The organism is Nocardia sp. NBC_01730 (assembly GCF_035920445.1).
Lineage (GTDB): Bacteria > Actinomycetota > Actinomycetes > Mycobacteriales > Mycobacteriaceae > Nocardia.
Map to the genome: position 1 here is coordinate 3,372,489 of NZ_CP109162.1, position 26,603 is coordinate 3,399,091.

At 68.8% G+C, this 26,603-nt stretch carries 29 protein-coding genes; 17 read left to right on the top strand and 12 right to left on the bottom strand.

Translation table 11 applies throughout. The annotated features are described in order from the left end of the window. Nucleotides 1-4 precede the first annotated feature (4 nt). Complete coding sequence (dut, locus tag OHB12_RS13110) at nucleotides 5-481, bottom strand: dUTP diphosphatase (protein WP_327121062.1); 477 nt, start codon at nucleotides 479-481, stop codon at nucleotides 5-7. 103 nt (nucleotides 482-584) lie between these two features. Between dut and OHB12_RS13115 the strand changes: the two genes are divergently transcribed. Then, the gene (locus OHB12_RS13115; RefSeq protein WP_327121064.1) at nucleotides 585-1,070 is read left to right on the top strand and encodes a DUF3093 domain-containing protein; all 486 of its coding nucleotides are present in this window, start codon (nucleotides 585-587) and stop codon (nucleotides 1,068-1,070) included. Nucleotides 1,071-1,092: 22 nt separating this feature from the next. On the opposite strand, the gene OHB12_RS13120 is transcribed toward OHB12_RS13115, so the two are convergent. Beyond that, nucleotides 1,093-1,395 (bottom strand): DUF4193 domain-containing protein, encoded by a 303-nt coding sequence (locus OHB12_RS13120; RefSeq protein ID WP_014351871.1) that lies wholly within the window; start codon nucleotides 1,393-1,395, stop codon nucleotides 1,093-1,095. Between the two features lie 376 nt (nucleotides 1,396-1,771). Between OHB12_RS13120 and cei the strand changes: the two genes are divergently transcribed. Beyond that, a complete protein-coding gene (gene cei / locus OHB12_RS13125) occupies nucleotides 1,772-2,449 on the top strand; it encodes an envelope integrity protein Cei (protein WP_327119355.1) in 678 nt (225 codons plus the stop codon). On the opposite strand, the gene OHB12_RS13130 is transcribed toward cei, so the two are convergent. Beyond that, nucleotides 2,450-3,352, bottom strand: coding sequence for an inositol monophosphatase family protein (locus OHB12_RS13130; protein WP_327119357.1), 903 nt, complete (start codon nucleotides 3,350-3,352; stop codon nucleotides 2,450-2,452). It lies immediately after the preceding gene. 199 nt (nucleotides 3,353-3,551) lie between these two features. Between OHB12_RS13130 and ppgK the strand changes: the two genes are divergently transcribed. The 3 genes from ppgK to OHB12_RS13145 all read left to right on the top strand — a co-directional run bounded on the left by ppgK (nucleotide 3,552) and on the right by OHB12_RS13145 (nucleotide 6,921). Continuing rightward, a complete protein-coding gene (gene ppgK, locus OHB12_RS13135; protein WP_327119359.1) occupies nucleotides 3,552-4,310 on the top strand; it encodes a polyphosphate--glucose phosphotransferase in 759 nt (252 codons plus the stop codon). A gap of 193 nt (nucleotides 4,311-4,503) precedes the next feature. After that, the gene (locus tag OHB12_RS13140; RefSeq protein ID WP_327119361.1) at nucleotides 4,504-5,886 is read left to right on the top strand and encodes an RNA polymerase sigma factor; all 1,383 of its coding nucleotides are present in this window, start codon (nucleotides 4,504-4,506) and stop codon (nucleotides 5,884-5,886) included. Between the two features lie 276 nt (nucleotides 5,887-6,162). Further along, nucleotides 6,163-6,921: a rhomboid-like protein gene (locus tag OHB12_RS13145; RefSeq protein ID WP_327119363.1), complete on the top strand. Its 759-nt coding sequence runs from the start codon at nucleotides 6,163-6,165 to the stop codon at nucleotides 6,919-6,921. Nucleotide 6,922: 1 nt separating this feature from the next. Here the strand turns inward: OHB12_RS13145 and OHB12_RS13150 are convergent, their stop codons facing one another. Together OHB12_RS13150 and OHB12_RS13155 are read right to left on the bottom strand one after the other, a co-directional pair. Continuing rightward, nucleotides 6,923-8,107 carry a cation:proton antiporter gene (locus OHB12_RS13150; protein WP_327119365.1) on the bottom strand — a complete coding sequence of 395 codons (1,185 nt, stop codon included), beginning with the start codon at nucleotides 8,105-8,107 and terminating at the stop codon, nucleotides 6,923-6,925. A gap of 4 nt (nucleotides 8,108-8,111) precedes the next feature. Beyond that, nucleotides 8,112-8,594 carry a cation:proton antiporter regulatory subunit gene (locus OHB12_RS13155; protein WP_327119367.1) on the bottom strand — a complete coding sequence of 161 codons (483 nt, stop codon included), beginning with the start codon at nucleotides 8,592-8,594 and terminating at the stop codon, nucleotides 8,112-8,114. 93 nt (nucleotides 8,595-8,687) lie between these two features. On the opposite strand from OHB12_RS13155, the gene OHB12_RS13160 reads away from it, so the two are divergent. Beyond that, nucleotides 8,688-9,881: a sensor histidine kinase gene (locus tag OHB12_RS13160; RefSeq protein WP_327119369.1), complete on the top strand. Its 1,194-nt coding sequence runs from the start codon at nucleotides 8,688-8,690 to the stop codon at nucleotides 9,879-9,881. After that, entirely contained in the window at nucleotides 9,878-10,525 is a 648-nt protein-coding gene (locus tag OHB12_RS13165; RefSeq protein WP_327119371.1) for a response regulator transcription factor, read from the top strand. Before OHB12_RS13160 ends, OHB12_RS13165 begins: the two co-directional genes overlap by 4 nt. Before the next feature lies 1 nt (nucleotide 10,526). Here the strand turns inward: OHB12_RS13165 and OHB12_RS13170 are convergent, their stop codons facing one another. Continuing rightward, complete coding sequence (locus OHB12_RS13170; RefSeq protein WP_327119372.1) at nucleotides 10,527-10,886, bottom strand: DUF952 domain-containing protein; 360 nt, start codon at nucleotides 10,884-10,886, stop codon at nucleotides 10,527-10,529. 277 nt (nucleotides 10,887-11,163) lie between these two features. Here OHB12_RS13170 and OHB12_RS13175 point away from each other — a divergent pair, with 277 nt between their 5' ends. Further along, entirely contained in the window at nucleotides 11,164-11,358 is a 195-nt protein-coding gene (locus OHB12_RS13175; protein WP_036538000.1) for a DUF7455 domain-containing protein, read from the top strand. Between the two features lie 104 nt (nucleotides 11,359-11,462). On the opposite strand, the gene OHB12_RS13180 is transcribed toward OHB12_RS13175, so the two are convergent. Continuing rightward, nucleotides 11,463-12,179: a TetR/AcrR family transcriptional regulator C-terminal domain-containing protein gene (locus OHB12_RS13180; RefSeq protein ID WP_327121066.1), complete on the bottom strand. Its 717-nt coding sequence runs from the start codon at nucleotides 12,177-12,179 to the stop codon at nucleotides 11,463-11,465. Nucleotides 12,180-12,337: 158 nt separating this feature from the next. Here OHB12_RS13180 and OHB12_RS13185 point away from each other — a divergent pair, with 158 nt between their 5' ends. Both OHB12_RS13185 and OHB12_RS13190 read left to right on the top strand, forming a co-directional pair. Then, nucleotides 12,338-14,095: a DEAD/DEAH box helicase gene (locus OHB12_RS13185; RefSeq protein WP_327119377.1), complete on the top strand. Its 1,758-nt coding sequence runs from the start codon at nucleotides 12,338-12,340 to the stop codon at nucleotides 14,093-14,095. Next, a complete protein-coding gene (locus OHB12_RS13190; RefSeq protein WP_327119379.1) occupies nucleotides 14,095-14,649 on the top strand; it encodes a hypothetical protein in 555 nt (184 codons plus the stop codon). The genes OHB12_RS13185 and OHB12_RS13190 overlap by 1 nt, the downstream gene beginning before the upstream one ends. A 39-nt stretch (nucleotides 14,650-14,688) precedes the next feature. Here OHB12_RS13190 and OHB12_RS13195 read toward each other — a convergent pair whose 3' ends face one another. Next, entirely contained in the window at nucleotides 14,689-15,258 is a 570-nt protein-coding gene (locus OHB12_RS13195; protein ID WP_327119381.1) for a class I SAM-dependent methyltransferase, read from the bottom strand. A gap of 55 nt (nucleotides 15,259-15,313) precedes the next feature. Between OHB12_RS13195 and OHB12_RS13200 the strand changes: the two genes are divergently transcribed. After that, nucleotides 15,314-16,081: an AraC family transcriptional regulator gene (locus OHB12_RS13200; protein WP_327119383.1), complete on the top strand. Its 768-nt coding sequence runs from the start codon at nucleotides 15,314-15,316 to the stop codon at nucleotides 16,079-16,081. On the opposite strand, the gene OHB12_RS13205 is transcribed toward OHB12_RS13200, so the two are convergent. Continuing rightward, a complete protein-coding gene (locus tag OHB12_RS13205; protein ID WP_327119385.1) occupies nucleotides 16,082-16,822 on the bottom strand; it encodes an SDR family NAD(P)-dependent oxidoreductase in 741 nt (246 codons plus the stop codon). 107 nt (nucleotides 16,823-16,929) lie between these two features. On the opposite strand from OHB12_RS13205, the gene OHB12_RS13210 reads away from it, so the two are divergent. Continuing rightward, nucleotides 16,930-17,532, top strand: coding sequence for a TetR/AcrR family transcriptional regulator (locus OHB12_RS13210; RefSeq protein WP_327119387.1), 603 nt, complete (start codon nucleotides 16,930-16,932; stop codon nucleotides 17,530-17,532). A gap of 23 nt (nucleotides 17,533-17,555) precedes the next feature. Here OHB12_RS13210 and OHB12_RS13215 read toward each other — a convergent pair whose 3' ends face one another. Then, nucleotides 17,556-19,307: a DEAD/DEAH box helicase gene (locus OHB12_RS13215; protein ID WP_442800088.1), complete on the bottom strand. Its 1,752-nt coding sequence runs from the start codon at nucleotides 19,305-19,307 to the stop codon at nucleotides 17,556-17,558. 293 nt (nucleotides 19,308-19,600) lie between these two features. On the opposite strand from OHB12_RS13215, the gene OHB12_RS13220 reads away from it, so the two are divergent. Further along, on the top strand, nucleotides 19,601-20,641 hold the full coding sequence (locus OHB12_RS13220) for a YihY/virulence factor BrkB family protein (RefSeq protein ID WP_327121070.1): 1,041 nt from the start codon (nucleotides 19,601-19,603) through the stop codon (nucleotides 20,639-20,641). A 61-nt stretch (nucleotides 20,642-20,702) separates the two neighbouring features. Here OHB12_RS13220 and OHB12_RS13225 read toward each other — a convergent pair whose 3' ends face one another. Continuing rightward, a complete protein-coding gene (locus tag OHB12_RS13225; RefSeq protein ID WP_327119389.1) occupies nucleotides 20,703-20,939 on the bottom strand; it encodes a DUF3039 domain-containing protein in 237 nt (78 codons plus the stop codon). A 147-nt stretch (nucleotides 20,940-21,086) separates the two neighbouring features. Here OHB12_RS13225 and OHB12_RS13230 point away from each other — a divergent pair, with 147 nt between their 5' ends. Beyond that, nucleotides 21,087-21,440: a DUF3099 domain-containing protein gene (locus tag OHB12_RS13230; RefSeq protein ID WP_327121072.1), complete on the top strand. Its 354-nt coding sequence runs from the start codon at nucleotides 21,087-21,089 to the stop codon at nucleotides 21,438-21,440. Between the two features lie 41 nt (nucleotides 21,441-21,481). Here OHB12_RS13230 and OHB12_RS13235 read toward each other — a convergent pair whose 3' ends face one another. Then, complete coding sequence (locus OHB12_RS13235) at nucleotides 21,482-22,828, bottom strand: MFS transporter (RefSeq protein ID WP_327119391.1); 1,347 nt, start codon at nucleotides 22,826-22,828, stop codon at nucleotides 21,482-21,484. A gap of 99 nt (nucleotides 22,829-22,927) precedes the next feature. Here OHB12_RS13235 and OHB12_RS13240 point away from each other — a divergent pair, with 99 nt between their 5' ends. From OHB12_RS13240 to OHB12_RS13250, 3 genes are all read left to right on the top strand, one after another. Further along, a complete protein-coding gene (locus OHB12_RS13240) occupies nucleotides 22,928-23,668 on the top strand; it encodes a VOC family protein (protein WP_327119393.1) in 741 nt (246 codons plus the stop codon). 147 nt (nucleotides 23,669-23,815) lie between these two features. Next, a complete protein-coding gene (locus OHB12_RS13245) occupies nucleotides 23,816-25,336 on the top strand; it encodes a DUF7782 domain-containing protein (protein WP_327119395.1) in 1,521 nt (506 codons plus the stop codon). Between the two features lie 197 nt (nucleotides 25,337-25,533). Next, nucleotides 25,534-26,502 (top strand): sigma-70 family RNA polymerase sigma factor, encoded by a 969-nt coding sequence (locus OHB12_RS13250; RefSeq protein ID WP_327119397.1) that lies wholly within the window; start codon nucleotides 25,534-25,536, stop codon nucleotides 26,500-26,502. Nucleotides 26,503-26,603: the final 101 nt, after the last annotated feature.

The following is a 26,603-nucleotide window of genomic DNA, read 5'->3' on the forward strand; positions in this document are numbered from 1 at the left end:
CCCGTCATGCCTCCTTGCCGGTCGCCCGGCCCGCCCCACTCGTCCGCACGATCAGGCTCGCGTGACCGCCGCTGGAGCCGTGGCCATCCGCACCCCGTGTCGTCTCGTCCAGCGAGTCGACCTCCACGAAATCCACCAGCTCCACCCGCTGCACCAGCAGCTGCGCGATCCGGTCGCCTCGGCGCAGTTCGATCGGCGTGCGCGGGTCGTGATTGATCAGGCACACCTTGATCTCGCCCCGATACCCCGCGTCGACCGTGCCGGGGGTGTTCACCACCGACAGCCCGGTCTTCGCCGCGAGGCCCGAGCGCGGGTGGATCAGCCCGACCGTGCCGACCGGTAGCGCGACGGCCACACCGGTGCCGACCAGCATTCGCTCGCCCGGCTCCAGGATGACGTCTTGTGTGGTGCACAGGTCCACGCCCGCGTCGCCGTCATGGGCGCGCGTGGGCACGGGAATGCCGGGATCGAGCCGCAGCATTGGTATGGGTGAAAGTGCGCTCACGTTGGACGAGCCTACGCGTAGGCTGGTCGCCCTCGTGACTTAGTGTTGACTCGTGTCGGACCAGCCCAACCCCGTGACCATGGACGAGAAAAAGCAGCCCGGACACCCCTACCGTGAGCGCCTATGGGTGCCGCTGTGGTGGTGGCCGGTGGGGTTTGCCATCACAGGGTTGCTCGCCGCGGAAATCCATATGGGCGCTCCCGGATTGCGCGCCTGGCTGCCTTATACGCTGTTGTTTCCTGTCCCGGTCTGGGTGCTGCTGTGGTTGAGCCGGCACCGGGTCGAAGTGCTACCGGATGCGGCCGGCACACCGGAGCTGCGCGCCGATCGCGCACATCTGCCGGTGAATTTCGTGGCCCGCGCGGCCACCGTGGCCGCCACCGCCAAAAGCGCGGCGCTAGGCCGCCAGCTCGACCCCGCCGCCTATGTACAACATCGCCCCTGGGTCGGGCCGATGGTTCTGCTCGTACTCGACGACCCGGACGACCCGACGCCGTACTGGCTGGTCAGTACGCGACGGCCCGAACAGGTCCTTGCCGCGCTCGGTCTTCCGAGCGCGGGCTGATAGTGCCCGATCTCGTGGGAGATCAGGCGGCGCAGTCCATGCAGATCATCTGACCGCCCTTGTCGCTGGCCAGCCTGCTCCGATGATGAACAAGGAAACAGCTGGAGCAGGTGAACTCGTCGGCCTGCTTCGGGATCACCCGAACCGTCAGCACTTCCTCGGACAAGTCGGCGCCGGGAAGCTCGAACGACTCCGCGGTATCGGATTCGTCGATATCCACGACGGCGGACTGTGCCTCGTTACGACGAGCCTTCAGCTCCTCCAGCGAATCTTCCGACACATCGTCGGATTCGGTGCGCCTCGGTGCGTCATAGTCGGTTGCCATGTCGTCTTCCCCTCGTCCTAACTCCGTATATCCCGGACCGGTCCGCTCACACCCGATTCCTGCCGAAATCGAGGCGACCGGTACCGCCCCGCCGGTGGTGCACGTCACACGTGCACCGGTCACCTATCAGGGCGGATCGGGCGGATCCACTCCGGATAGCGATCGGTAAACGCAGGGCATGCCCTTCTTGTTCCCGCGACCGACCACCGATTTCGCCGCCGGTGATTCGATCTGGGCCGCCAGACAATAGCGGACCCTGGGGAAAAAGTCGCAATCAAAACACAGACGAGTCGAAACTGAGGGGCAATCGACACGATCCGTGGAACTCGCCGAGACCTTGTGCACCGCCCGCAACACATTTTCGTAGAGTGTGCTGGTGGTTTCACTGATCACCGAAGGCAGGGCGACGGATCCGCAAGGTCGCCCCTTCCTTCGGCGCCGCCCCCAGCCCTGGCTCATCATGCTCGGCGTTCTCGCGTTGATCTGCGGGATCGTCTGGATCAAGGCCTTGACGACACACGACGCCGACACGACCGCGATGGCATGCAACTCTCCGAGTCCGGCCACCGACCCCGGTGCGCCGCAGCCGGTTCCGCTCGGCCAGCGGGTCGGCGCGGGTCGGCTGCAGGACGTGGAACCCGCAGCGCTCGCGGCGAGCAAGGCACGCGTACTGAACGCGAACAACCAGCGCGGTCAGGCCGCGCACGTCGCCGCCCAGCTCGGCGACCTCGGTTTCGCGAGCGCGCCGGGAACCCAATATGGCAACGATTCGGTATACGTGAACGGCGACCTGGAATGCACCGGCCAGATCCGCTTCGGGGTAAGCGGCCGTCCGGCCGCCGCCTCCGTGCAGTTGGTCGCGCCGTGCGCCGAGCTGATCGAGGATCAGCGCGGCGACGACACGGTCGATCTTGTGCTCGGCTCCCTGTTCCGGGACATCCGGCCCAGCAACGACGCCGAGGAGGTGCTGCGTTCGCTGAAGAACCCGGCGCCGGGCAACTCGACCTCGATCGACATCGAGCTGCTCGACGCGGCCCGGCAGGCTCGCTGCTGATCAGCGATCGGGAATCGGCTCGGTAGCGCCGACCCGGTTCAGCAGCTCCCCGAGTTCGTCGGCGATGCCGGGCGCGGCGGCGAGCACCAGGTCACCATCGGTGCCCGGCGCCGTCGCGGGCGGAAGGGTCAGCTTCGCGCCCGCCTCCGCGGCGATCAGCGCCCCCGCGCCCCAGTCCCAGGCGTTGAGACCGTGCTCGTAGTAGGCGTCCACCCGGCCTGCCGCGACATGGCACAGGTCCAGCGCGCCCGCGCCGAAGCGGCGGATGTCACGCACGTGCGGCAACACCTGCGCGACCAGCTCGGCCTGCCTGGTCCTGCGCTGTCTGCCGTAGGCGAATCCGGTGGCCACCAGCGACATCGAGACCGATTCGACCGACGTGCACCGCAGATGCTCCACCGCGCCGTCGGCGCCGACGCACAGTGCCCCGAGCCCGAGCCCGGCGCTGTAGGTCGCCGCCCGCGCGACGTCCACCACGGCGCCCGCGACCGGCCGCCCGCCGCGCAGCGCGGACACCGAGACCGCGTAGCCGGGGATGCCGTAGAGGAAGTTGACGGTGCCGTCGATCGGATCCACGACCCAGTGGATGGTGTCCGCGGTCGCGTCGTCGAGGCTGCCGCCACCCTCCTCGCCGAGGATCGGGTCGCCGGGACGCTGCTCGGCGAGAAGTCTTCGGATCAGATCTTCGGTCTCGGTGTCCACGATGGTCACCGGGTCGGTCGCGTGGCTCTTGGTCTGCACGGCGCCGTCGTCGTACGCGCCGGCGGGCCCGAACACCTCGGGGCGGCGGGCGCGGACATGGGCGGCGGCGGTCTCGGCGAGGTCGACCGCGACGCGGCGCAGGTCGGCCTCGTCGCCGCGCGCGACGATGGCGACGACGGATTCGGAGCTGTAGTCGGTCACTGACGATGAGATTTCCGGCACGCCCCTATCGCATCACAGATCCTCGGGGAACGCGCAGCATCGATCTCGCATTACTCTTGTCGTGCACGACACAGCGCCGTCGTCGGGTACCTCACCGCAACGCATCCGTGCGGCGCTGTGGGACCTGCGCGGCGGCGCTGTCATCACACCGGCCAGCACAGGGAAACGAGGGTAGGTCATGTCCGCTCGCGGGCACGCATTCGGTATCGATATCGGTGGCAGCGGTGTCAAGGGCGCCGCGGTGGACCTGACCACCGGTGACCTGATCCACGAGCGGATCAAGATCGCGACGCCGCATCCGGCGACACCCCTCGCCGTCGCCGCGGCGGTGGCCGAGCTGGTCGCCGAAGCCGAGTGGGCGGGCCCGGTCGGCATCACGCTGCCCGCGGTGGTACTCGGTGGCATAGCGCAGACCGCGGCCAACATCGACAAATCGTGGATCGGCACCGACGCGCGGACACTGTTCTCCGACGCGCTCGGCGGCCGCGAAGTCACCGTTCTGAACGACGCGGACGCGGCGGGCTTGGCCGAAGACCGCTACGGCGCGGCAAAGGATTTCGCCGGCCTCGTGCTGCTGCTCACCTTCGGCACCGGCATCGGTTCCGCACTGCTGGTGCACGGCACGCTGGTGCCCAACACCGAACTCGGCCATCTGGAGATCGGCGGCACCGAGAGCGAGCACCGCGCCGCGGCATCCGTGAAGGACCGCGACGGCCTGTCCTACGAGCAGTGGGCCGTAGCGGTCAGCACGGTGCTGATCGGGATGGAGAACCTCTTCTGGCCGACCGTGTTCGTTGCGGGCGGCGGCATCAGCAGGGACGCCGACCAGTGGATTCCGTTGCTCACCAACCGAACTCCGGTCATCCCCGCGCACCTGAGGAACACCGCGGGTATTGTCGGCGCCGCCATGGCGATCGATGCGGGCATCACCCCCTGAGGCGCGCGGACGCGGCGGTGGATACCGTTCCTGGCATCGTGCCATAGGTACCCTGGTTAGATCGTTACAATGGAACGTGCCCGGCTGAGCCGGAGAAACCCCGACCGGCGCTCCGCCGGTGCAACCCGACAGACCGCTCCGCCGGAAACCACTCTGGCGTGACGCCGCACGAGACCGTCACGAAAGGGCGTACGTGGTAGCCACGAATACCCGTCAGACCGCCGAATCGGCCGATGCCGACTCCGCAGATGTAACCGCAGCACGGCCGGTCCGCAAGGCTGCCGCCAAGAAGGCTCCAGCGAAGAAGGCCGCTGCCGCCAAGAAGGCGCCCGCCAAGAAGGCCGCCAAGGCGACCAAGGCCCCGGCGAAGAAGACAACCAAGAAAGCGGGACCGGACGGCGAGCCCGGTGCCGACGAGTCGCTCGAGGACGAGTCGCTCGATATCGACGATCTCGGCGAGCTGGAGGTGTCCGAGGAAGATCTCGCCGACGGCGACGAACTGGTCGACGACGTCGCCGAGGAAGCCGGAAGCGAAGGGACCGGAAGCGAAGGGACCGACGAGCCGACCGCCGCGGACAAGGCCTCCGGCGATTTCGTCTGGGACGAAGAGGAGTCCGAGGCGCTGCGCCAGGCCCGCAAGGACGCCGAGCTGACCGCTTCGGCCGACTCGGTCCGCGCCTACCTCAAGCAGATCGGCAAGGTCGCGCTGCTGAACGCCGAGGAGGAGGTCGAGCTCGCCAAGCGGATCGAGGCGGGCCTCTACGCCGCGGAGAAGGTGCGCGAGTTCACCGAGCAGGGCGAGAAACTGCCGGTCGCGATGCGCCGCGACTTCAACTGGATCGTCCGCGACGGCAACCGAGCCAAGAATCACCTGCTCGAGGCCAACCTGCGCTTGGTCGTCTCGCTGGCCAAGCGCTACACCGGCCGCGGCATGGCGTTCCTGGACCTGATCCAGGAGGGCAACCTGGGTCTGATCCGCGCGGTGGAGAAGTTCGACTACACCAAGGGTTACAAGTTCTCCACATACGCGACCTGGTGGATCCGGCAGGCCATCACCCGCGCCATGGCCGACCAGGCCCGCACCATTCGGATCCCGGTGCATATGGTCGAGGTCATCAACAAGCTCGGCCGCATCCAGCGCGAGCTGCTCCAAGACCTCGGCCGCGAGCCGACGCCGGAGGAGCTGGCCAAGGAAATGGACATCACGCCGGAGAAGGTGCTGGAGATCCAGCAGTACGCACGTGAGCCCATCTCGCTGGACCAGACCATCGGCGACGAGGGTGACAGCCAGCTCGGCGACTTCATCGAGGATTCCGAGGCCGTGGTCGCGGTGGACGCGGTGAGCTTCACGCTGCTGCAGGACCAGCTGCAGTCGGTGCTGGAGACACTGTCAGAGCGTGAGGCGGGCGTGGTCCGCCTACGGTTCGGCCTCACCGACGGCCAGCCGCGCACCCTCGACGAGATCGGCCAGGTGTACGGGGTGACCCGTGAGCGCATCCGGCAGATCGAGTCGAAGACCATGAGCAAACTGCGTCACCCCAGCCGCTCGCAGGTCCTGCGCGACTATCTCGACTAGGTCACTCCACCGCGACGCCTGCATTCGTTGTGCCGCTTCATGTTCCAGCGTCCAATGAATGCGGGCGTCGCGCATTCGGGGTGCATGCGTGCGGCGCGTATCTGCTCGACACGATCACCTCGGGTGCTCGGTGTGATCGCGGCGATCATGATGCGTGGCAGCGAATGCTGCCCAAGTGCGAAACGCACGTTACGGTCGAGATCCGCGAGCCAGTGACACAGCACACAAGGGGCGGGACACACGGTGCGACCACGTCGCGCACGGCACACTTGCGGGGTGGTTGCTTCGACCCTCAGCCAGTTTCGGTCGCCCTGGACCAGAACCATCGACCTCCGCGCCGAATTGCGCGTCGCGTGGGCGTGGCTACGCCGCCCTGGACTGCCGCGTCGGATCGTGCCCACGATTCGAGAGCATCTGGGGGCTGCCCCAGCCAGCACCGCGTACGCCTTCACTCTGTTCGTCACCTGGTGGACGCTGCGCGGCGTCGGCGGCACGATCGAGCGGAGGCTGATCTTCTCCGCCTCGACCAACCTTTACAACATGCGGCACAACCCGGTACAGGTGTTGGTGGCCTCGGCCTTCTGGACTGACGGCGGCTTTCCCTGGACGACCATCGCCGGCTTCCTGATCGTGATGGCCTACGCGGAGCGATGGCTGGGCACCGGGCGCTGGATACTTCTATTCGCCACCGGGCACATCGGGGCGACGCTGCTGACCGTCACCGGCATCTCGAACGCCATCGATCACGGCCTCATCCCCCACAAGGTGGCCGTCGCCGCGGATGTCGGCACCAGCTACGGCTTTTCGGCCGTACTGGCGGCGCTGGCGTTCCGGTTCCGCGGCGTGGTCCGGCTGGCGTGGGCGGCCACGATTCTGATGGTGCTCGGCGCGGCACTGTGGATCGGTCCGACCTTCACCGACTACGGCCACCTGTGCGCTGCCGCGATCGGCCTGCTGGTCGGCGCTGCCGCGACCACGTTCTGGCGCTGGCTGAAGCGCAAGTCCTCCCTGCGTGCCGAGACAGCACAGCCCTGAATCAGGATACGGCGGGCGCGGGCGGTACCCGGCGCTGCACCAGCCCGACCATCGGTTCGACCACCCGCGCCGCGACCGGGCCGAGCACCGCCATCAGCAACACGTAGGCCGAGGCCAGGGCGGCGAGCTGCCCGTCGACCGCGCCCATGCTCACCGCCAGCCCCGCGATGACGATAGAGAATTCGCCACGGGCGACCAGTGCCGCACCGGCCCGCGCCCGGCCCATCCGGCGGATCCCCTGCCTGCCCGCGGCCCACCATCCGGTGGCGATCTTCGTCAGCATGGTGATCACCCCGAGTGCGAGGGCCCACCCGAGCACCGGCGGAATCGACCTCGGGTCGGTGCTCAGGCCGAAGGCCACGAAGAAGATCGCCGCGAACAGATCACGCAGCGGCTCGAGCAGCTTCGCCGCCTCGGCCGCGGTAGAGCCGGAAATCGCGATGCCGAGCAGGAACGCGCCCACCGCGGCCGACACGCTCAGAGCCGAGGCGACGCCCGCGACCAACAGCGCCGCACCGAGCAGCTTCAGCAAGAACACCTCGCGGTCGGCGCTGTCCACGATCGCCGAGACATAGCGGCCATAACGCAGCGCGACGAAGAGCACCACCGTGACGGTCACCAGTGCGATCCCCAGCGCGGGCAACCCGCTGACCCAGCTCAGCCCCGCGAGGACCGTCGTGAGGATCGGCAGGTACACCGCCATCCCCAGATCCTCGAACACCAGAATGGACAGGATCACCGGCGTCTCGCGATTACCGAGGCGCCCCAGATCGTCGAGGACCTTGGCGACGATCCCCGAGGACGAGATGTAGGTGACGCCCGCCATCGTGATCGCGCCGTTGACCCCCCAGCCCAGCATCAGCGCCACCAGCGCGCCTGGCGTCGCGTTGGCCACGATGTCGAGCAGGCCGGCCGCCCACGAGCGGCGCAGCCCGGTAACCAATTCCGCCGCCGTGTACTCCAGGCCGAGCAGCAACAGCAGCAGCACGACGCCGATTTCGCCGGCGATATGGCCGAACTCGTTGGCCGCACCGAGCCGAATGAAGCCGCCCTGACCAAAGGCGAGACCGCCCAGCAGGTACAGCGGAATCGGTGACATGCCGACTCGGCCCGCGACACGCCCCAGCATGCCGAGGGCGAAAAGAACCGCTCCGAGCTCGATCAGGGCGAGCGCGGTGTCAGTCACGTGCTCAGCCGTGCGTCAAGATCTTCGCGGCGGCGTCCAAGCCGTCCGGGGTTCCGACGACCACGAGCAGGTCTCCTGCGGTGAAAGTGAAATCGGGGCCGGGCGAGGGATGCAGCTGCCCCGCCCGCATGACCGCGACGATGGAGACCTTCGTGCGGGTGCGCATCTCGGTCTCGCCGAGGGTGCGACCGTCGTAGGGGGAGTCGTCGCCGATCGGCAGCTGGCGGGTGGTGATCCCGGGCAGGTCACGGTGGTCGTCGTTGAGCTTGGCGACCAGCTGTGGCGCGCCGAGCAGGTTGGCGAGCACCGCCGCCTCATCGGTGGTCAACGGGATCTGCGCGGCGCAGGCATCGGGATCGTCGGGTTTGGAGACGATGAGGTCGATGTCACCGTCGCGGTGCGCGACCACGCCGATGCGGCGCCCGGAGCGCACTTCGAAGTCCTTGCGGACACCGATCCCGGGTAGTGCGGTGACGTCGACGTTCACGATACCCAGATTAGCCGGATGTCCGAATAGATAAACCGCACGGTCATCACTTCGGCCGACGGCGCGGCGAGAGCGCTGTGCTGTGATCGAGGCGTGAGGCGGTGGTCGGAATTGCCGGAGACGGCGCGGGATGCGCTCGGCGCGCTCACCGCTTTCACAGGCGGCGCGGCGCTGTCTCTCGCCGGGCTGTCCACCATGACCGAGCGCGGCGGGGAGCTGTCGCTGTGGATGCGCTTCGGTGTGCTGGCCACGCTGTGCGTCGCGACATTCTTCCGTCGCCGAAAACCGGTGTCGGCCATGCTCGGTGGTCTCGTCCCGCTGGCCGTGGACACTTATCTCGGCGCGACGGTGCCGGTGTGGATCATCTACGCCGACCTGATCTACTCCGCCGTGTTGTACACCGGAGGCCGAGCCTCGCGGATCACCGCGGTGTGCTGGTCGGCGTTCTCCGGCTTCGTCGTGACGCTGACGCTGGCGCTGACCGGGGACCTGCGTTCGGTCGCGCTGGCGCTGGTGGCGGTGTTCAGCTTCGTGGCCACGCCGATCTGGTGGGCGAACTCGGTCCGCACGCACAAGGAGATCGCCGACGCCGAACGCACCCGCGCACAAGCGCTGACCCTGGTCGCCGAGCTCGACCGCCGCGCGGCCATCGCCGACGAGCGCACCACGATGGCGCGCGACCTGCACGACGTGATCGCCGGGCATCTGTCGGCCATCGCGATCCAGTCCGAGGCGGCGCTGGGGGTGCTGGCCCGCGGCGACACCGATCCCGCGCTCGCGGGGATCATCCGGTCCATCCGCTCGAACAGCGTCAGCGCACTGCAGGAGATGCGCACCATGATCGGGTTGCTGCGCAGCAGCGGCGCCGAGGACGAGGTGGCCGCGCCGCGGCGGCTCGCACAGCTGTCGATCCTGGTGGACGCGGCGCGTGCGGCCGGGATCACGGTGCGTGCCCGATCGACGCTCGACGGCGCGGCCTTGCCGAGCGCGGTCGACCAGGCCGCGTACCGCATCGTCCAGGAGGCGTTGACCAACGCCATGAAACATGCACCGGGACAGGAGGTCTCCGTCGACGTGCACGCCGAGGACGAGGTACTGCGCTTGTCGATCCGCAATCCGACCGCGCCGGTGCCTCCGCCGCGCCCGGAGGCAGAAGGCGGGCGCCGCGGATTGGAGAACATGCGCGAACGGGCGGCCGCGCTCGGCGGAAGCTTCCACGCCGGACCACATTCCGGCTGCTGGGAAGTGCTGGCACGGCTGCCGCTCGGCATCGGGGGCGAGTCATGACGATTCGGGTGGTGATCGCCGACGACCACGCCGCGATCCGCGCGGGCCTGCGGATGATCCTGGACGTCGAGGAGGACATCGAGGTGGTGGGCGAGGCCGCCGACGGCGATGTCGCGGTGGCCCAGGCCACCGCGCTGCGTCCGAACGTGGTGCTGATGGACGTGCGGATGCCCGGCGTGGACGGAATCGCCGCTACCGCGCGGATCACAGCCGACGGATCGGCCAGGGTGCTCATCCTGACCACGTTCGACCTGGACGAGTACGTCTTCCGCACGCTGCGCGCGGGCGCCTCGGGATTCGTGCTGAAATCCGCGTCGGGCCAGTCGCTGGTCGCGGCGGTGCGCGCCGTCGCGGCGGGTGACGGTGTGCTGGCCCCCGAAGTGACCGCGGCGGTGATCTCGGCGTTCGCCTCGACAAATCATGGTGCACCGCAACCACTTCCGGACGGGCTGGACGACCTGACCGAGCGGGAACGCGAGGTGCTCGACTGCCTCGGCGACGGCTTGTCCAATGCGCAGATCGCAAGCAGGCTCTTCATCGGCGAGACGACGGTCAAAACGCACGTCTCGCGCGTGCTGACGAAACTCGGTGTGCGGTCGCGGGTCCAGGCCGCCATCACAGCCCGCGAGATCCGCGACCGATAGCTCACTTGCCGAGGGGGACGAACACACCGTCCGCGTCGGGACGGTACTCCTCGACGGCCGTGACCGCCCCCACCGGCAGTGGGCCGTACAGGTGCGGGAAGAGCATCGACTCGGGATCGGTCGGCACGCCCGGCTCCCATTTGATCGGCGATCCCACGCGGCCGGGGTCGATCCGCAACAGCACCATGTCCCGCCGTCCCGCGTACAACCGGTTGGCGGGTAGGTGCACCTGCCGCGGCGCCGAGAGGTGGATGAACCCCGCCGCGTCGAGCGACGGCGCGCGGTACTCGCCCGTCGGTCGAGCGGAAAGCCACTCGGCCAACGTACAAAGGTGAACAAGCGTGTGAGTGTCGTAGGTCACGGGTAATCTCCCGGTGGACAACTGGATCGGCCGATTCGAGGTGGTGATCGAGCGGTGGTCGACGACATGACCTGTAATGTTCGCCCGTAGCGAAAATCCCTGGTCGTGTTATCGAAAACACACAGAATCACTCACGGGAACAATGCCCCCGTCCCGAACGTCTGACAGAGTAGTCATACCCCTGCTGAGAAGTAGCGGTAGCGAGCTCGTGGTGAGTGACCACGGGCCCCACACCAGGCGAACGGTCGTCAGGACCGGGAGCCAGGACGGAGGAGTCATGCCAGGAACCCTGACAAGCACCCCACTGACCGCGGTCGATCGTTGCGACCGTTGCGGGGCGGCTGCCCGAGTGCGTGCCGTACTGCCCGCAGGTGGAGAGTTGCTCTTCTGCCAGCACCACGCGAACGAACACATGGATCGGCTGCGTGAGCTCGACGCCGTGATCGACACGGAGTCCGCTCCCGCCCTCTGATCTGCTCCTCGCGTCCTGACACAACAGCATCGAACAACAGAACATTGTTTCCGTCTACAGCGGGCGACCAACAGGTCGCCCGCTGTTGACATGTCCGGGACCGGTCAGTTCGCGGACACCTCGCGCAGGATGCCGTCCAGCAGCCTGGCGAGTCCGTACTCGAATCCGCCGTCGGGGTCGGCCGGCGCCTGGTACAACTCGCCGACAACGGCGCCCACTCGCGAGGACAGCGGAAACAGACTCGACGGCATGACCTCGGCGAGCAACGGGCCGTGCACCTCCCACCACCGGGCGTCACTCATCCGCCGCGTGTCGCGGGCGGCGGCGACAGCCACCCTGGCGTTGCCCGTGGCGAATTCCGACAGCGCGGCGATCACCCGGTCCATGCCGACATCCGACAGGCCGACGCCCTCGATCGCGGCGAGCTGCCGTTCGTAGCGGCGCATGCGGCCGGGACCGAGCACGAGCCGCCAGGGTGAGACCTCCAGCAGCCAGGGATGCGCGATCAGTTCGGCGCGGACCTGGCAGGAGAGGGCGGCCATACGCTCGCGAGGCGAGAGATCCCCGGGGATGGGGGCGTCCTCGTCTGCGACGGCGTCGACCATGAGAACCGTGAGGGCGTCCTTGCTCGGCACGTATGTGTACAGGCTCATCGGACGCAATCCCAGCTCAGCGGCGACCGCGCGAATGGAGACCTTCGCGTAGCCCTCCCGGTCGGCGAGCGCGATCGCGGCGGCGACCACCGCGTCCACACTGACTGTCTGCTTCGGCCCGCGGCCCGCGGGGCGCGGTGGACGCTCGTGCCGCCACAGCAGGCTCATCAGCTGTTTCGCCTGTTCGACGTCGATTTCCTCGCTCAAGGGGCTCCTCGGAACAAATCCAGTACGCTGTACGTTGTTACTTTACTCCGTACGCCATACGTTGATTTAAGGGGTTCGTTCTGCGCTGCACACACGCCACCTACCTGCCGGATCGGCACATGTTCGCACTCTGGACGTGGACGGGACGCGGCACCGGACCCGCACCGAACGGTTACGGCGACCGCGAGACCCTCGCGCTGGCCGTCCCGGTCGGCGCGGGCGGAGCGATCGAGGTCGCGGACGTCGCCGCCGCGCTCGTGGATCCCGAGACCTTCGCGGACCTGGCCATCGAATACCCGGGTCGGTCGCTCCTGCTCTGGCAGGACGCACTGCGCACTGCCGACGCTGACGCCGCTATGGACAGCACAGGACCACCTCTGCCCGTAGCCGCCCACGCGGTGCCGGACGCCTGCGGCACCGCGATCGTGTCGGCGGCGCGCGCATTGCGGGTCTTACGCGAGACCGAAGCCGTGACGGCGGAACTGCGCTCCGCCCTGAAGGCGCAGCTGCGGCCCTACCAGGCGCGTGGGGTCGGTTGGTTGCGCGAGACCACCGACGCGCACGGCGGCGCGGTGCTCGCCGACGAGATGGGCCTGGGCAAGACTGTGCAGACCATCGGCTTCCTACTCGGACGGGCCGAGGCGGGGCCGCAGCTTGTGGTCTGCCCGACCTCACTGGTCGGAAACTGGGTGCACGAGATCGGACGGTTCGCGCCGGGACTGCGGGCGATCGTCTGGCGTGGCGGCGCGATCGCCGCCGATGCGGGGACCGTGGTGGTCACCGGGTATCCGACCCTGCGACTGCACGGAGGGCTGCTCGCCGGGCGGCGCTGGGCTACGGCGGTGTTCGACGAGGCGCAGGCACTGAAGAATCCGCGCACCCAGGTCGCCAAGGCTGCCCGTGCGGTCGACGCCGCCGCGGCGGTCGCGCTGACCGGCACGCCGGTCGAGAACCGTCTCGAAGAGCTGTGGGCGCTGTTGCACCTGGTGGCGCCTCGGCTGTTCGGGCATAGGACGCAGTTCCGGCGGCGGTTCGTTCGGCCGATCCAGGAGGGGTCGGCAGCCGCCGCGGCGCGGCTGCGCGACACCATCGAACCGGTCGTGCTGGCGCGCAAGAAGATCCAGGTCGCTGCGGCACTGCCCGCGAAGATCCACAGCGACCTGCTCTGCGACCTGACCGCCGAGCAGGAGGAGCTGTACGATCTGGTGCTCGCGCAGGCCGTCGATGATGGATTCGGTTCCGGCATCGAACGCCATGGCCGCGTACTCGCGGCGTTGACCTCGCTCAAGCAGGTCTGCAACCACCCTGGGTTGGTCACCGGCGATCTCGGTGAACTGGCCGGCCGGTCCGGAAAGCTCGACCTGTGCACCGACATCTTGGCCACCAACCTCGAAACCGCCAGTCCGACATTGGTCTTCACCCAGTATCGGCAGACCGGCGAGCTGCTCGTGCGTCACCTCGCCGAACAGTTCGGGGTGGCGGCGCCGTTCTTCCACGGCGGGCTGAGCCAGACCGAACGCGGCGAGATCGTATCCAGGTTCCAGACCGAAGAAGGTCCGTCGGTGCTGGTGCTGAGCCTGCGCGCGGCGGGCACCGGTCTCACGCTGACCCGCGCCGCCGACGTCATCCACTTCGACCGCTGGTGGAACCCCGCAGTGGAGGCGCAGGCCTCCGACCGGGTGCACCGGATCGGCCAGACCCGCACGGTCACCGTCACCACGCTCACCTCGACCACCACCGTCGAGGAGCACATCGTGGGCATGCACGACCGCAAGGCGGCGCTGACGGACCTCGGCGACGCGGCGGGCATCGCCGCGCTGGCCGGACTCGGCGACGACCAGCTGATCGAAATCCTGCGCCGCAAGAGGGAGAGCTGATGGCGGACAACGAATTCGGCTATACCGCATGGGGCATGGACTGGGTCCGCCTCGCCGAGCCGCTGCGGCAGACCAGGCCCGATCCTTTGCTCCCCCGCGCCCGCAGCATCGCACGGAACAACGGCGTGCGGGCCACCCTCGAGGGCGGGGTCGCGCGCGCCGCCATCCATCGCGGCGGCCAGGCCTCGGTGGCCCACCTGGAGATCGCGCCGCTCACCAGGACGACGATCACCGCCATCGCGGAGATCGTTCCGGATACGACCGTGCTGACCGATGACATGCACCGGGCGGTCGTCGCAGCCGGGATCGCGCTCGCACCGGTTCTCGCGGGCACCGACTGCTCGTGCACCGCCCGTACCTCGCGCTGTTTGCACGTGCTCGCCCTGTGCTACGAGATGGCGCGCCGAATCGATGAAAACCCGCGGCTCGCCCTGGAGGTCCAGGGCTATTTCGATGCGGCGCCGCGCGATTCGGCAGTGCCCGCACCGTCGGCACGCTGGACACCGATCAGCGCGCTCGACCCGACGGACTTCTTCGGTACGGTGCCGAGCTGAGCCACCGGCGCGTCGATCGAGGTCGCCGGAGAGCGCAACTCAGTCCGGCCGTCTGGCCCGAAAGCGGAAACTCGATGTCCCGGTGTCGACCTCGACATCGGTGAAGCCGATCCGGCGCAACCGGTAGGCGGCGGTCTCCGGTGGAACCGGCACGCAGGTGTCGCCCAGGTGCATCAGCCGGAACAGGCGCCCGTCGAGCCCGTCGCTACCTGCGAACACCCCGCCAGGCCGCAGCACACGGAGGGCTTCGGCGAACAGCGCGTCCTGCTGCCATGCCGTCGGCACGTGGTGCAGCATGGTGAAGCACACCACGGAGTCGAATTCCTCTGGCGGCAACGGCATGTCGGTACCGTCGCCGTCGATCACGGTCATCGCGCCGCCGTGCCTGGCGCGCAGCCGTGCGGCCAGTGCCTGGTCGATCTCGATGCCGGTGAGTGTCGTGGTCCGGTCCAGCAGCGCGGACACATTGGCGCCGTAGCCGGGCCCGATCTCGAGGGCCTCGGCCCCGAGATCGAGGCCGGACAGCGCCCACGGCACGATACGCGTCGCGGTGGTCCGCTCCCACATCGACGAGCGGCACAGCAGCCGGTGGAAAATGTTCATCGCCATGACGCCAACGCTAGGAAAAGATCGTGCCGGGCACGACAGACTACGGTGACAGACTGTGTCGCAGAACGGCCACGCCATGGTTCAGCCCGCCCCACCCGGGGCGACCGCAATGGTGTTCGGCGCCGGGGTGCTCCCGGCCGGGCATTGGTTCGAGCTGCACGAACATCCTCAGCACCAGATCGCCTGGGCGTCACAGGGAGTCATCGCCGTCGAGGTGCGCGACAACCGCTGGGTGCTGCCACCGACCAGGGCGCTGTGGATCCCCGGCGGCACCGCGCACCGCACCGGCACCTCCGACGGCGCCGCGATGCGGGGCATCTACCTCGAACCCGACCGGTGCTCGGTGTCCTTCGGCGGGCCGACCATGCTGCGAGTGACCCGGCTACTGCATGAGCTGTTCGACCTGCTCACCACACCTGACACCGCCTCGGCGCGCCGGACGCGCGCCGAGGCGGTGGTGTTCGATCTGCTGGAACCGGTCGAGGTGATCCCGATCGGCGCGCATCAGCCCACCGATCCCCGTGCACGGCAGGTGGCCGCCGCGCTCACCGCCGATCCGGCCGACAGACGGACCCTCGCCGAGTTCGCCGCCGATGTCGCCGCCAGCCCGCGCACGCTGGCCCGGCTGTTCGTGGCGGAGACCGGAATCAGCTTCGGCCAGTGGCGCACCCAGATCCGGCTGGCCGCCTCGCTGCCGTTGCTCGCGGCCGGGCTGCCGATCGCCAGGATCGCGGGCCGGGTCGGCTACGCGACGCCGAGCGCGTACGTCGCGGCGTTTCGACGTGCGGTCGGAGTGTCGCCGGGGCGGTATTTCGCCGGATGATCAGGCGTTGGTGCCGCTGTCCACGGTGAAGAACGCGCCGGTGACGCTGCGGCCGGACGGGCCGGCCAGGAAGGCCACCGTGGCCGCGACGTCGTCGACGGCGCCGAAGCGGCCGAGCGCGGTGAGGTCGCGCTGCAGCGGCGCGTGGTCGCCGTCCTGTGGGTTCATGTCGGTGTCGGTGGACCCTGGCTGCACCAGATTCACGGTGATCGCGCGCGGGCCCAGTTCGCGGGCCAACGCCTTGGTGAAGCCGCTCAGCGCCGACTTGCTCAGGTTGTAGAGCGCGAGGCCTCCGAAGGGCGCGTGCTCGGACAGATTGGTGCCGATGCTGATGATCCGGCCGCCATCCGTCATGTGTGCGACCGCGGCCTGTGCGCCGACGAACGCGGCGCGGGCGTGCACGTTGAGCGCGTTATCGATCTCGGCCACGGTGAACTCCTCGAAGGGCTTGGCCGGGAAGATGCCCGCGTTGTTGACCAGGATGTCCAGCCCGCCGAGTTCGGAGGCGGCCCGGTCCACCGCGGTGCGCACCGCGGTGGCGTCGGCACTGTCGGCCTGGATCGCGATCGCGCGGCGGCCAAGTGCCTCGACTTCACCGGCCACGGTTTTCGCCTGCCCATGGGCGTTCTGGTAGGTCAGCGCGACGTCCGCGCCCGCCGCGGCGAGGCGGCGGGCGATCGCCGCACCGATCCCACGGCTGCCGCCGGTCACCAGTGCCACTTTGCCCGTGAGGTCCGACATCGAAACTCCTCCACATTCTGTGTCGATCAGTACATAAATAGCCAACCGCATCGGAGGCACCGGTGTCAATGGGTATATTTAACGATCGACACAGAAAGGATTCCGTTATGGCCGACCGGGGACGACCGCGCGCATTCGATCGCGCGGACGCGTTGCGCCGTGCCATGGAGGTGTTCTGGGAGCACGGCTACGAGGGCTCCTCGATGAGCGACCTCACCGCCGCGATGGGCATCAACTCCCCCAGTCTGTATGCCGCGTTCGGCGGCAAGGAGGCGCTGTTCCGCGAGGCCGTCGGCTTGTACGGGCGGACCGACGGCGGCTACACCAACCGTGCGCTACAGGACGAGCCGACCGCACGGGCCGGCATCGAGGCGATGCTGCGGGACAACGCCGCCGCCTACACTGAGGAGAACAAGCCGCACGGCTGCATGGTGGTGCTCGCGGGCTCCACCTACACCACCCGCAGCGCGAGCATCCGCGACTTCCTGACCGAAAAGCGCCGCGAGACAACCGAAGGCATCCGCATGCGCCTCGACCGCGGTGTCGTCGAGGGTGATCTGCCCGCGGGGACGAACACCTCCGCCTTGTCGAGCTTCTACACCACGGTCCTCTACGGCCTGTCCATCCAGGCCCGCGACGGAGCCTCCCTGGCGGACCTCACCGCTTCCATCGACTGTGCCATGGCCGCCTGGCCTGTCCCGATGACCTGACGCGACACTCGCGCGGGCGGCGTCTACTTTCGACGCAGGGCGGCGATGCGCTCGCCCAGTTGTTGGGCGGAGGCCAGCGCGGTGGGCGGACCACCGCATTCGCGGCGTAGTTCGCCGTGGATCACGCCGTGCGGCTTGCCGGTGCGGTGGTGGTGCATGGCCACCAGACTGTTGAGTTCGCGGCGCAGTTCGCCGAGCCGGTCGGCAGTGGCAACGCGTTCGGCGGCGCTGGCCACCTGCGGGCCCGGGTCCGGGACGGCCGCGGCCCCGCCGCGGTCGGCGACCTGACGGGCCTGCCGGTCGCGCAGCAGCGCGCGCATCTGCTCGACGTCGAGCAACCCGGGAATTCCCAGGTAGTCCGCCTCCTCGTCACTGCCCGCGAAGGTGGCGGTACCGAATGACGATCCGTCGTAGATCACCTGATCGAGTTCGGCATCGGCCGCCAGCGCGACGAAGGGTTTCTCGTCCTCGCCCGGCTCGTCCTTCTGCTTGTTGGCGTCGACCAGCAGCTCATCGTCGAGGCCGTTCTTCTCCCGGTGCGGCTTACCGATGACATGGTCGCGCTGCAACTCCAGCTGAGCGGCCAGATCCAGCAGCACCGGCACCGAAGGCAGAAACACGCTCGCGGTTTCGCCCGGCTTGCGGGCGCGCACGAAGCGGCCGATCGCCTGCGCGAAGTACAGCGGGGTGGCGGCGCTGGTCGCGTACACGCCGACCGCCAGGCGCGGCACGTCGACACCCTCCGACACCATGCGTACCGCGACCATCCACGGCTGGGTGTTAGTGCCGAACTCCGCGATCCGGTTCGAGGAGGCCGGGTCGTCGGACAACACAAGCGCCGGCTTCTCGCCCGAGATATGTTCCAGCAGTTCGGCGTAGTCGCGGGCGCGTTCCTGGTCGGTGGCGATCACCAGCCCGCCCGCGTCGGGCATGCCGGAGGCGCGCTTCTGGCGCAGCCGGATATCGGCGGCGCGCAGCACCGCGGAGATCCAGTCGCCCGCCGGGTCCAGCGCGGTGCGCCAAGCTCGGGCGGTCTGCTCGGCGTTCAGTGGTTCACCGAGACGGGCGGAGTACTCCTCGCCCGCGCTGTCGCGCCAGTGCGCCTCGCCGGAGTAGGCGAGGAAAACCACCGGGCGCACGACGCCGTCGGCAAGGGCCTCGGCGTAGCCGTAGGTGTGGTCGGCGCGGGACTTCGGGAAGCCGGACTCGTCGGGTTCGTAGACGACGAACGGGATCTGGCTGTCGTCGCTGCGGAACGGGGTTCCGGTCAGCGCAATGCGGCGGGTCGCGTCTCCGAACGCCTCGGCCGTCGCGTCACCCCAGGTCTTCGCATCGCCTGCGTGGTGGATCTCGTCCAGAACGACCAGGGTCCTGCGGTTTTCGGTGCGCACCCGATGCCGGAAGGGATGCGCGGCGACCTGCGCGTAGGTGACCACGACGCCGTGATAATCCCCCGAGGTGCCTCCGGTGGAGTTGGAGAACCGCGAGTCCAGCGCGATCCCGACGCGAGCCGCGGACTGCGCCCACTGGTGCTTGAGGTGCTCGGTCGGCGCGACTACTGTGACCTGGTCCACGGTGCGGTCGGACAGCAATTCCGCGGCAATGCGCAGCGCGAACGTGGTCTTTCCCGCGCCCGGGGTGGCCACCGCGAGAAAGTCCCGCGGAGCGGTGGCCAAATATTTCGTCAGCGCACGTCGCTGCCAGGCGCGTAGCGCACCGCCGACGGCGGTGCTCACTGCTCCCGAATCGCTCGGCGTCTCCGCTTCTCCCGCCACAGCGGCGCCACCCGACCCAGTCACGCAGACGACCCTAGCCGCCCGGCACGGCGTGTCGCCAAACCGACGCGGTGTGCGCGATCGGCATCACACGTCACCTGCCAAGACGCTGGAGGTTCACCCGATGCCCACCGACACGTCGCACCGACAAACCGATGCGAACACGCGAAGTGCGCGATGCTGTAGGCACGATGACCGACGACACCACCCTCACCGGCGATCCGCCGCGGACCGGCGCACGCTCGCGCGCCGTCGCGGTGCGCACCCGGGCCTGGGCCGACCGGGCGGGCACGATGGCGGCGCACGCGGGCAGGCAGATGGTCGCGCTGGTCGTGCGGGTGGCGCAGAAGGCATGGGAGGATTCGATCTTCGCCAAGTCGGCCGCGGCGGCGTTCTGGCAGACGCTCTCGCTCGCGCCGCTGTTGCTCGGGGTGCTCGGCAGCCTCGGGTACGTCGGGGGATGGTTCGGCCCGGACACGGTGGAGATCGTCGAGTCCAAGATCATCATTTTCAGCCGCGACCTGTTCAGCGCGACCGTGGTGTCGGATCTGATCCAGCCGACGGTGCAAGACGTGCTCGGACGCGGGCGGGGCGCGGTGGTGTCGGTCGGATTCGTGCTGTCGCTGTGGGCCGGATCGTCGGCGATGGCCACGTTCGTCGACGCGATCGTCGAGGCGCACGACCAGCAGGACGCGCGGCATCCGGTGTGGCAGCGCATCTTCGCGCTGCTGCTGTATGTGTTGTTCCTGGTGGCGGCGGTGTTCATCCTGCCGCTGGTGGCGCTGGGGCCGACGCTGATCGGCCGGGTGCTGCCCTCGGCCTGGCGGGCGACCGGATTACAGCTGCTGGATTTCTTCTATTACCCGGGTGTCGGCCTGCTCCTGATCATCGGGCTCACCACCCTGTACAAGCTGGCGCTGCACACATCGCTGCCCTGGCACCGGCTCTTCGGCGGGGCTCTGGTGGCGGGGGTGTTCTTCATGACGGCCAGCGAGGTGCTGCGACGCTACCTGGCGTGGGTCACCAGGACCGGCGTCACCTACGGCGCACTGGCGACCCCGATCGCGTTTCTGCTGTTCACGTACTTCCTCGGCTTCGCGGTGATCCTCGGCGCCGAGTTCAACGCCGCAGTGCAGGAATTCTGGCCCGCCGGCGCGACGCGTATGGAGCAGGTGAAGGAGTGGATCGCCAATCAGGTGCGCGGCGACAGCGGTGCGGACGCCGAAGCTCCGACCGAGGACGAATCTCCGCGGGCCCGGACCACGCCTGACCAGAGCGGCACCGTGCCGCCCTCGACCGGCGGGGCGGCACGATCCTCGTCCGATAATTCGTGACAGCGCCACCGTTGCGCGTGCCATTGCCGCGGCCGTCGATGCCGCGTGGGGGCGAAAGCGCTCAGTCGCCCTTGCGAAGGCCGTCGAAGACCTTCTTGCACTCCGGGCATACCGGCGAGCCGGGCTTGGCCGAACGGGTCACCGGAAAGACCTCTCCGCACAGCGCGACCACGTGAGTGCCCATGACGGCGCTCTCGGCGATCCTGTCCTTTTTGACATAGTGGAAGAACTTCGGGATGTCGTCGCCCGTCGTCTCGTCGGTCGTCGTATCCGGGCGAACCATGGTGTCGGTGCTCACGCATTCCATGATGCCGCATCACGGGATCAGAGGCTGACCATGGTGTGTGCGTGGACGGACCGCTAGTGGAAGACTCGGTGTATGCAGCAGAACGGCGATTCCCCCTCCGCCGACGGCCGCGACCGCGAAGAGCACCCTGACGTGACGATGCCGACGCAGCCCCGCCGTTCCGCCGGATACTTCCCAGGAAGTGACGACAAACACCCGGTGCTGATCACCGAGGCCGCGCCGTCGCTGGAGGACCAGCACCGCGCCCGCGTCCGCCGGTACACCATCATTATGGCGTTCCGCATCCCCTGCCTGGTCCTGGCCGCGGTCGCCTACAGCACCTTCGCCAACCCCCTGCTGTCCATCCTGATCATCGCCGCCTCCATCCCCCTGCCGTGGATCGCGGTTCTCATCGCCAACGACCGCCCGCCGCGGCGCAAGGACGAGCCCAGCCGCTGGGACCGGCCGCGCACCGCCATCGAGTCCCGCCCGCACAACGCCATCGACAGCTGAGTTCGGCGCGGCGAATCCACGGCGCCGAGGAGATTCCGGAGTCAGGACAGTTGCGGAGCGCGACGGATGACAGCCGACAGCACCGCGGCGGCACCACAGAGCGCGCCCGCGAGGTACCAGGCCAGGTTGTAGGTGCCTTGCATGTCACGGATGACGCCCGCGCCGGTGGCCGCCACGGCCGAGCCGATCTGATGGGAGGCGAAGACCCAGCCGAACGCGACGGGGCCATCGTTGCCGAACAGTTCCCGGCACAGCGTGACCGTCGGTGGCACCGTGGCGACCCAGTCCAAGCCGAAGAAGATGATGAACACCCACAGGCTCGGCTGCGTGTCCGGACCGAGCAGCGCGGGCAGGATCAGCAGCGACAAGCCGCGCAGCGTGTAGTAGCCGATCAGCAGGTAGCGCGGGTCGACACGGTCGGTCAGCCAGCCCGAAGCGATGGTTCCCGCGACGTCGAAGATACCGACGACCGCGAGCAGGCTCGCCGCGGTGGTCGGCGGCATGCCGTGGTCGTGCGCCGCGCTGACGAAATGGGTGCCGACCAGGCCGTTGGTCGACGCGCCGCAGACCGCGAATCCCCCCGCAAGCAGCCAGAATCCGGGCCTGCGCGCGATCCTGCCGAGCACGGTCAGCGCGCGGGACGCGCCACCGGCCGCTCGCACACGCACTCCGACCGAGCTGCCCGGCTCGGCGCCGTAAGCGGTCGCGCCGACATCGCTCGGGTAGTCCCGGATGAACAGCAGCACCAGCGGCGCCACGGCCAGCGCGGCACCCGCCACGATCAGCGATGGCAACCGCCAGCCGTGCGCGTGCGCCAGCGCCGATACCAGCGGCAGGAAGATCAGCTGCCCGGTCGCGCCCGCCGCGGTGAGCACGCCGGTGACCAGACCGCGCTGCCGCACGAACCAGCGGCCGGTGATGGTCGCGACGAACGGCATCGACATCGACCCGACCCCGACGCCGACCAGCAGGCCCCAGGTCAGGATCAGCTGCCAGGGCTGGGACATGAACACTGTCAGCCCGCTGCCCACGGCGACCAGCACCAGCGCGCAAGTCACCACTCTGCGGATGCCGAACCGGTCCATCAGCGCCGCCGCGAATGGCGAGATCAGACCGTACAGCAGGAGATTCAGCGAGACGGCCGCGCCGATGGTGCCGTGCGACCAGCCGAACTCCTCGTGCAGCGGGTCCATGAGCACGCTCGGCACCGACCGAAAGGCGGCGGCGCCGAGTAGCGCGACAAAACCGACCGATGCGACCAGCCATGCGGGGTGCAGGCGCGGCCGGCGCGCGGTGTCGACGGGAACCGGGGTCAGCGGCGTCTGCAGTTCGGTCACCCGCTGAGCGTGCCGGAAGTTCGCCTCCGCAGCGAGTGGCCAGAACGCCATGAAACACCAAATTCGTGCCAACGCGGCACACCGCAGCTCTTCTCGAGAACACAGGGAGGTGTACCTAGGGTGTGGCGGGGCAACAAGACAGGAGTGAACATGATTCGGTGGATCTGGGCTTTCCTGGACCGCCCGGCACAGCGCTTCGACAACTGCGCGAAGTTCTGGTCCACGGTCACCGACACCCAGCTCTCCCCTCGCCGTGGCGAGAACGACGAGTTCCTCACCCTCCTGCCCGATCCCGCGTTGTTCGCCGCGGCGGGCATCAAGATGCAGGCGGTGACCGGCCTCGGCGGCGTGCACCTCGACCTGGACGTCGACGACATCGCGTCCGCCGCCCGCGGCGCACTCGAGCTGGGCGCCGAGCTGGTCGCGAACCACCCGGACTACGCCGTGCTGCGCTCCCCCGGCGGCCAGACGTTCTGCTTCACCCCCAGCGGCCGCGTCAAGGGCAGGCCCGCCCCCGCCGTGCACGCGCCCGACGGCACGCTCTCGCGCCTGGACCAGGTGTGCTTGGACATCGGACCCGCCGACTACGACGCCGAGACCCGGTTCTGGAAGTCATTGACAGGCTGGGAGTTCCGTGAGGGCGGACTTCCGGACTTCGCCCGGCTGCGCCCCGCGCAGCAGCTGCCGGTGCAGCTGCTGCTCCAGCGCCTCGGCGAGGACCGCCCGACCAGCGCACACGTCGACCTGTCCGCCGGTGACATCGACGCCACCGCTGCCTGGCATGAGTCGCTCGGCGCGACCGTGGTGCACCGCCACGAACACCGGATCGTGTTGACCGATCCAGGCGACGCACCGTACTGCGTCACCGCCCGCGACCCGAACGGTGTCTGAAACCCGCTCACGAATCACGTACCGGCACGGCACTGGTCGCGCCTGGAACACGCGGCACCCAGACCCTCGGGCAGCGCCTGGCGTGCCGGGCGGTGACCGGGCACACGCCTGGTCGGTGCTGGATGGTTGCGCTGGCAGAGTACTGATGTGCCTACGAACCGATCGACCACCACCGGATCGCTGCTCACCGCGCTCTGCCCAGACCTGCGCACCGCCCTGACCAGGGTCGGTTACGACGCCGATACCCTGCTCGAGGTGCTCGGCGCGGACGCGCACGCGGCACTGGGTCGCTCGGAGCCGGTTCCGGTGCGCCGCGCGGCACGCTATGCCGGCGAACTGGGCGCCCTCATCCGTCTGCTGCTGCTCGGCGATGCCCTGCCTGAACGGGAGGTGGCCGCCGCGCTGGCGCCGGTGGACATCGGCCGAGCGGTCGCCGCGGGCCTGCTCGTCCGCGACGGCGACGTCGTCCGGGCGGCGCTGGATCTGCGCCCGCTGGACGCAGGCGCGGGCACCCGGTGGATTCTGTCCGACCTCGACGGCTCGATGCGCAGGCGCGCCCTGACCGAGGACCACGTGCTCGGCGTCGGCCATGCCTCCCTCTCGCTGCTGCGCGCCACGCCGACGCGCCCGGTCGGCACGGTGCTCGACCTCGGCACCGGCTGCGGAGTGCAGGCCGTGCACGCCGCCTCCTACGCCCAGCGGGTCACCGCCACCGACGTCAGCGACCGCGCACTGTGGCTGGCCGAAGCCACCGCGGTCCTCAACAAGCTCGACATCGAACTGGTCGAAGGCTCCTGGTTCGAACCGGTCCGGGGCAGACGCTTCGACCAAGTGGTGGCCAATCCGCCGTTCGTGGTCGGTCCCGCCCGCATCGAGCACACCTATCGCGATTCCGGCCTCGCCCTCGACGGAGCAAGCGAATTGGTGATCGCGCAGGCCGCCGACCTGCTCGCGCCAGGAGGCACCGCCGCGATGCTGGCGGCATGGGTACACGTCGACGGCGACGACTGGCGCGAGCGGGTGTCGTCCTGGCTGCCCGCGCACGGCGTCGACGCCTGGGTGGTGCAGCGCGACGTCGCGGACCCCGCTCTCTACGTCGGCACCTGGCTGCGCGACGCGGGCCTCGACCCGCGCGACCCGTCCGCGCAGGCCCGCGCCGAGGAATGGCTGAACGCGTTCGCCGCGGCGAACGTCGAGGGCATCGGCTTCGGTTTCGTCTACCTGCGCGCCATCGACGGACCGACCGAACTGCTCGCCGAGGACCTCACGCACGGCTTCGACGACCCGCTCGGCGACGAAGCCGTCCGCTACTTCGAGCGCTCGGCCTGGCTGCGCGCCGTCGCCGGCGACGAAAGCCTCGCCTGGTCCGCACGTTTCGTGGTCGACCCGACGACTGCGCTGGAGCGCGTCTACCTGCCCGGCCCCGACGGCTGGGCGCCCGAGGTGGCGCGGGTGCACCGCGGCGACGGCCCGCGCTGGCAACACGAGGTAGACGAGGCCACTGTCTCCTTGCTGGCGGGAATGCGCCCGGACGGCCTCCCGTTGTACGAGCTGATCGAGCTACTGGCGCTCGCCGACGGATCCGATCAGGTGAGCGCCGAGTTCGCGGCCGATGCGCTGTCCGTGGTAGCCGGATTGGTACGTCACGGATTGATAGCGCCCGTGTAACCACACGGCTATCACTATGCGGCGATCGGTGCAGGTCCTGCGCAGGGATCGTCCCCGCACCGGGTGCTTCTCAGGAACTTCTCAGAAGAGAGTGACAAAAACCGCAGTTCAGAGCGGTTTATGAAAGCAGTAGCGGGGAACTTTCTCTTTGTCGGGTCCGTTGATCGGAGTGAGACACCACCGACAGGAGGCAAGTCATGACAAGCCCCGCCACCACTCGAGTGCGCGCCAGCGATTTGGACCTCGACGCCCAGAGCCCTGCCGCCGACCTGGTACGCGTGTACCTGAACGGGATCGGCCGCACCGCGCTGCTCACGGCTGCCGACGAGGTCGAGCTGGCCAAGCGCATCGAGGCGGGCCTGTACGCGCAGCATCTCTTGGAGACCGGCAGACGGCTGTCGGCCACCCGCAAGCGCGATCTAGCCCTCGTCGTGCGTGAAGGCCAGACTGCCCGCTCGCATCTGCTGGAAGCCAACCTTCGCCTCGTTGTCTCGCTGGCCAAGCGCTACACCGGCCGAGGTATGCCGCTGCTCGACCTCATCCAGGAGGGCAACCTCGGCCTGATTCGCGCCATGGAGAAGTTCGACTACGCCAAGGGCTTCAAGTTCTCCACCTACGCCACCTGGTGGATCCGTCAGGCCATCACCCGCGGTATGGCCGACCAGAGCCGCACCATCCGCCTGCCCGTCCACCTGGTCGAGCAGGTGAACAAACTGGCACGGATCAAGCGGGAGCTGCACCAGCAGCTGGGACGCGAGGCCACCGACCATGAACTGGCCAGCGAGTCCGGCATCCCGGTCGACAAGATCTCCGACCTGCTCGACCACAGCCGCGACCCGGTGAGCCTGGACATGCCGGTCGGCAACGACGAAGAGGCCCCCCTCGGCGATTTCATCGAGGACTCCGAGGCCACTTCGGCCGAGTCCGCGGTCATCGCGGGTTTGCTGCACCACGACGTGCGCAGTGTCCTCGCTACCTTGGACGAGCGGGAACAGCAGGTCATCCGGCTGCGATTCGGCTTGGACGACGGCCAGCCGCGCACCCTGGATCAGATCGGCAAGCTCTTCGGCCTCTCCCGCGAACGGGTGCGCCAGATCGAGCGTGAAGTCATGTCGAAGCTGCGCAAAGGCGAGCGGGCCGACCGGCTCCGCGCCTACGCCAGCTGATCAATCTCCACTACCGGCTACTCCGAGACCTGCCGGAGTCCGGCTCGGTGACCTGCCCGCAGGGGTCCCCTTTTCCGCGCCGACCGGTCACAGCGCTTTCC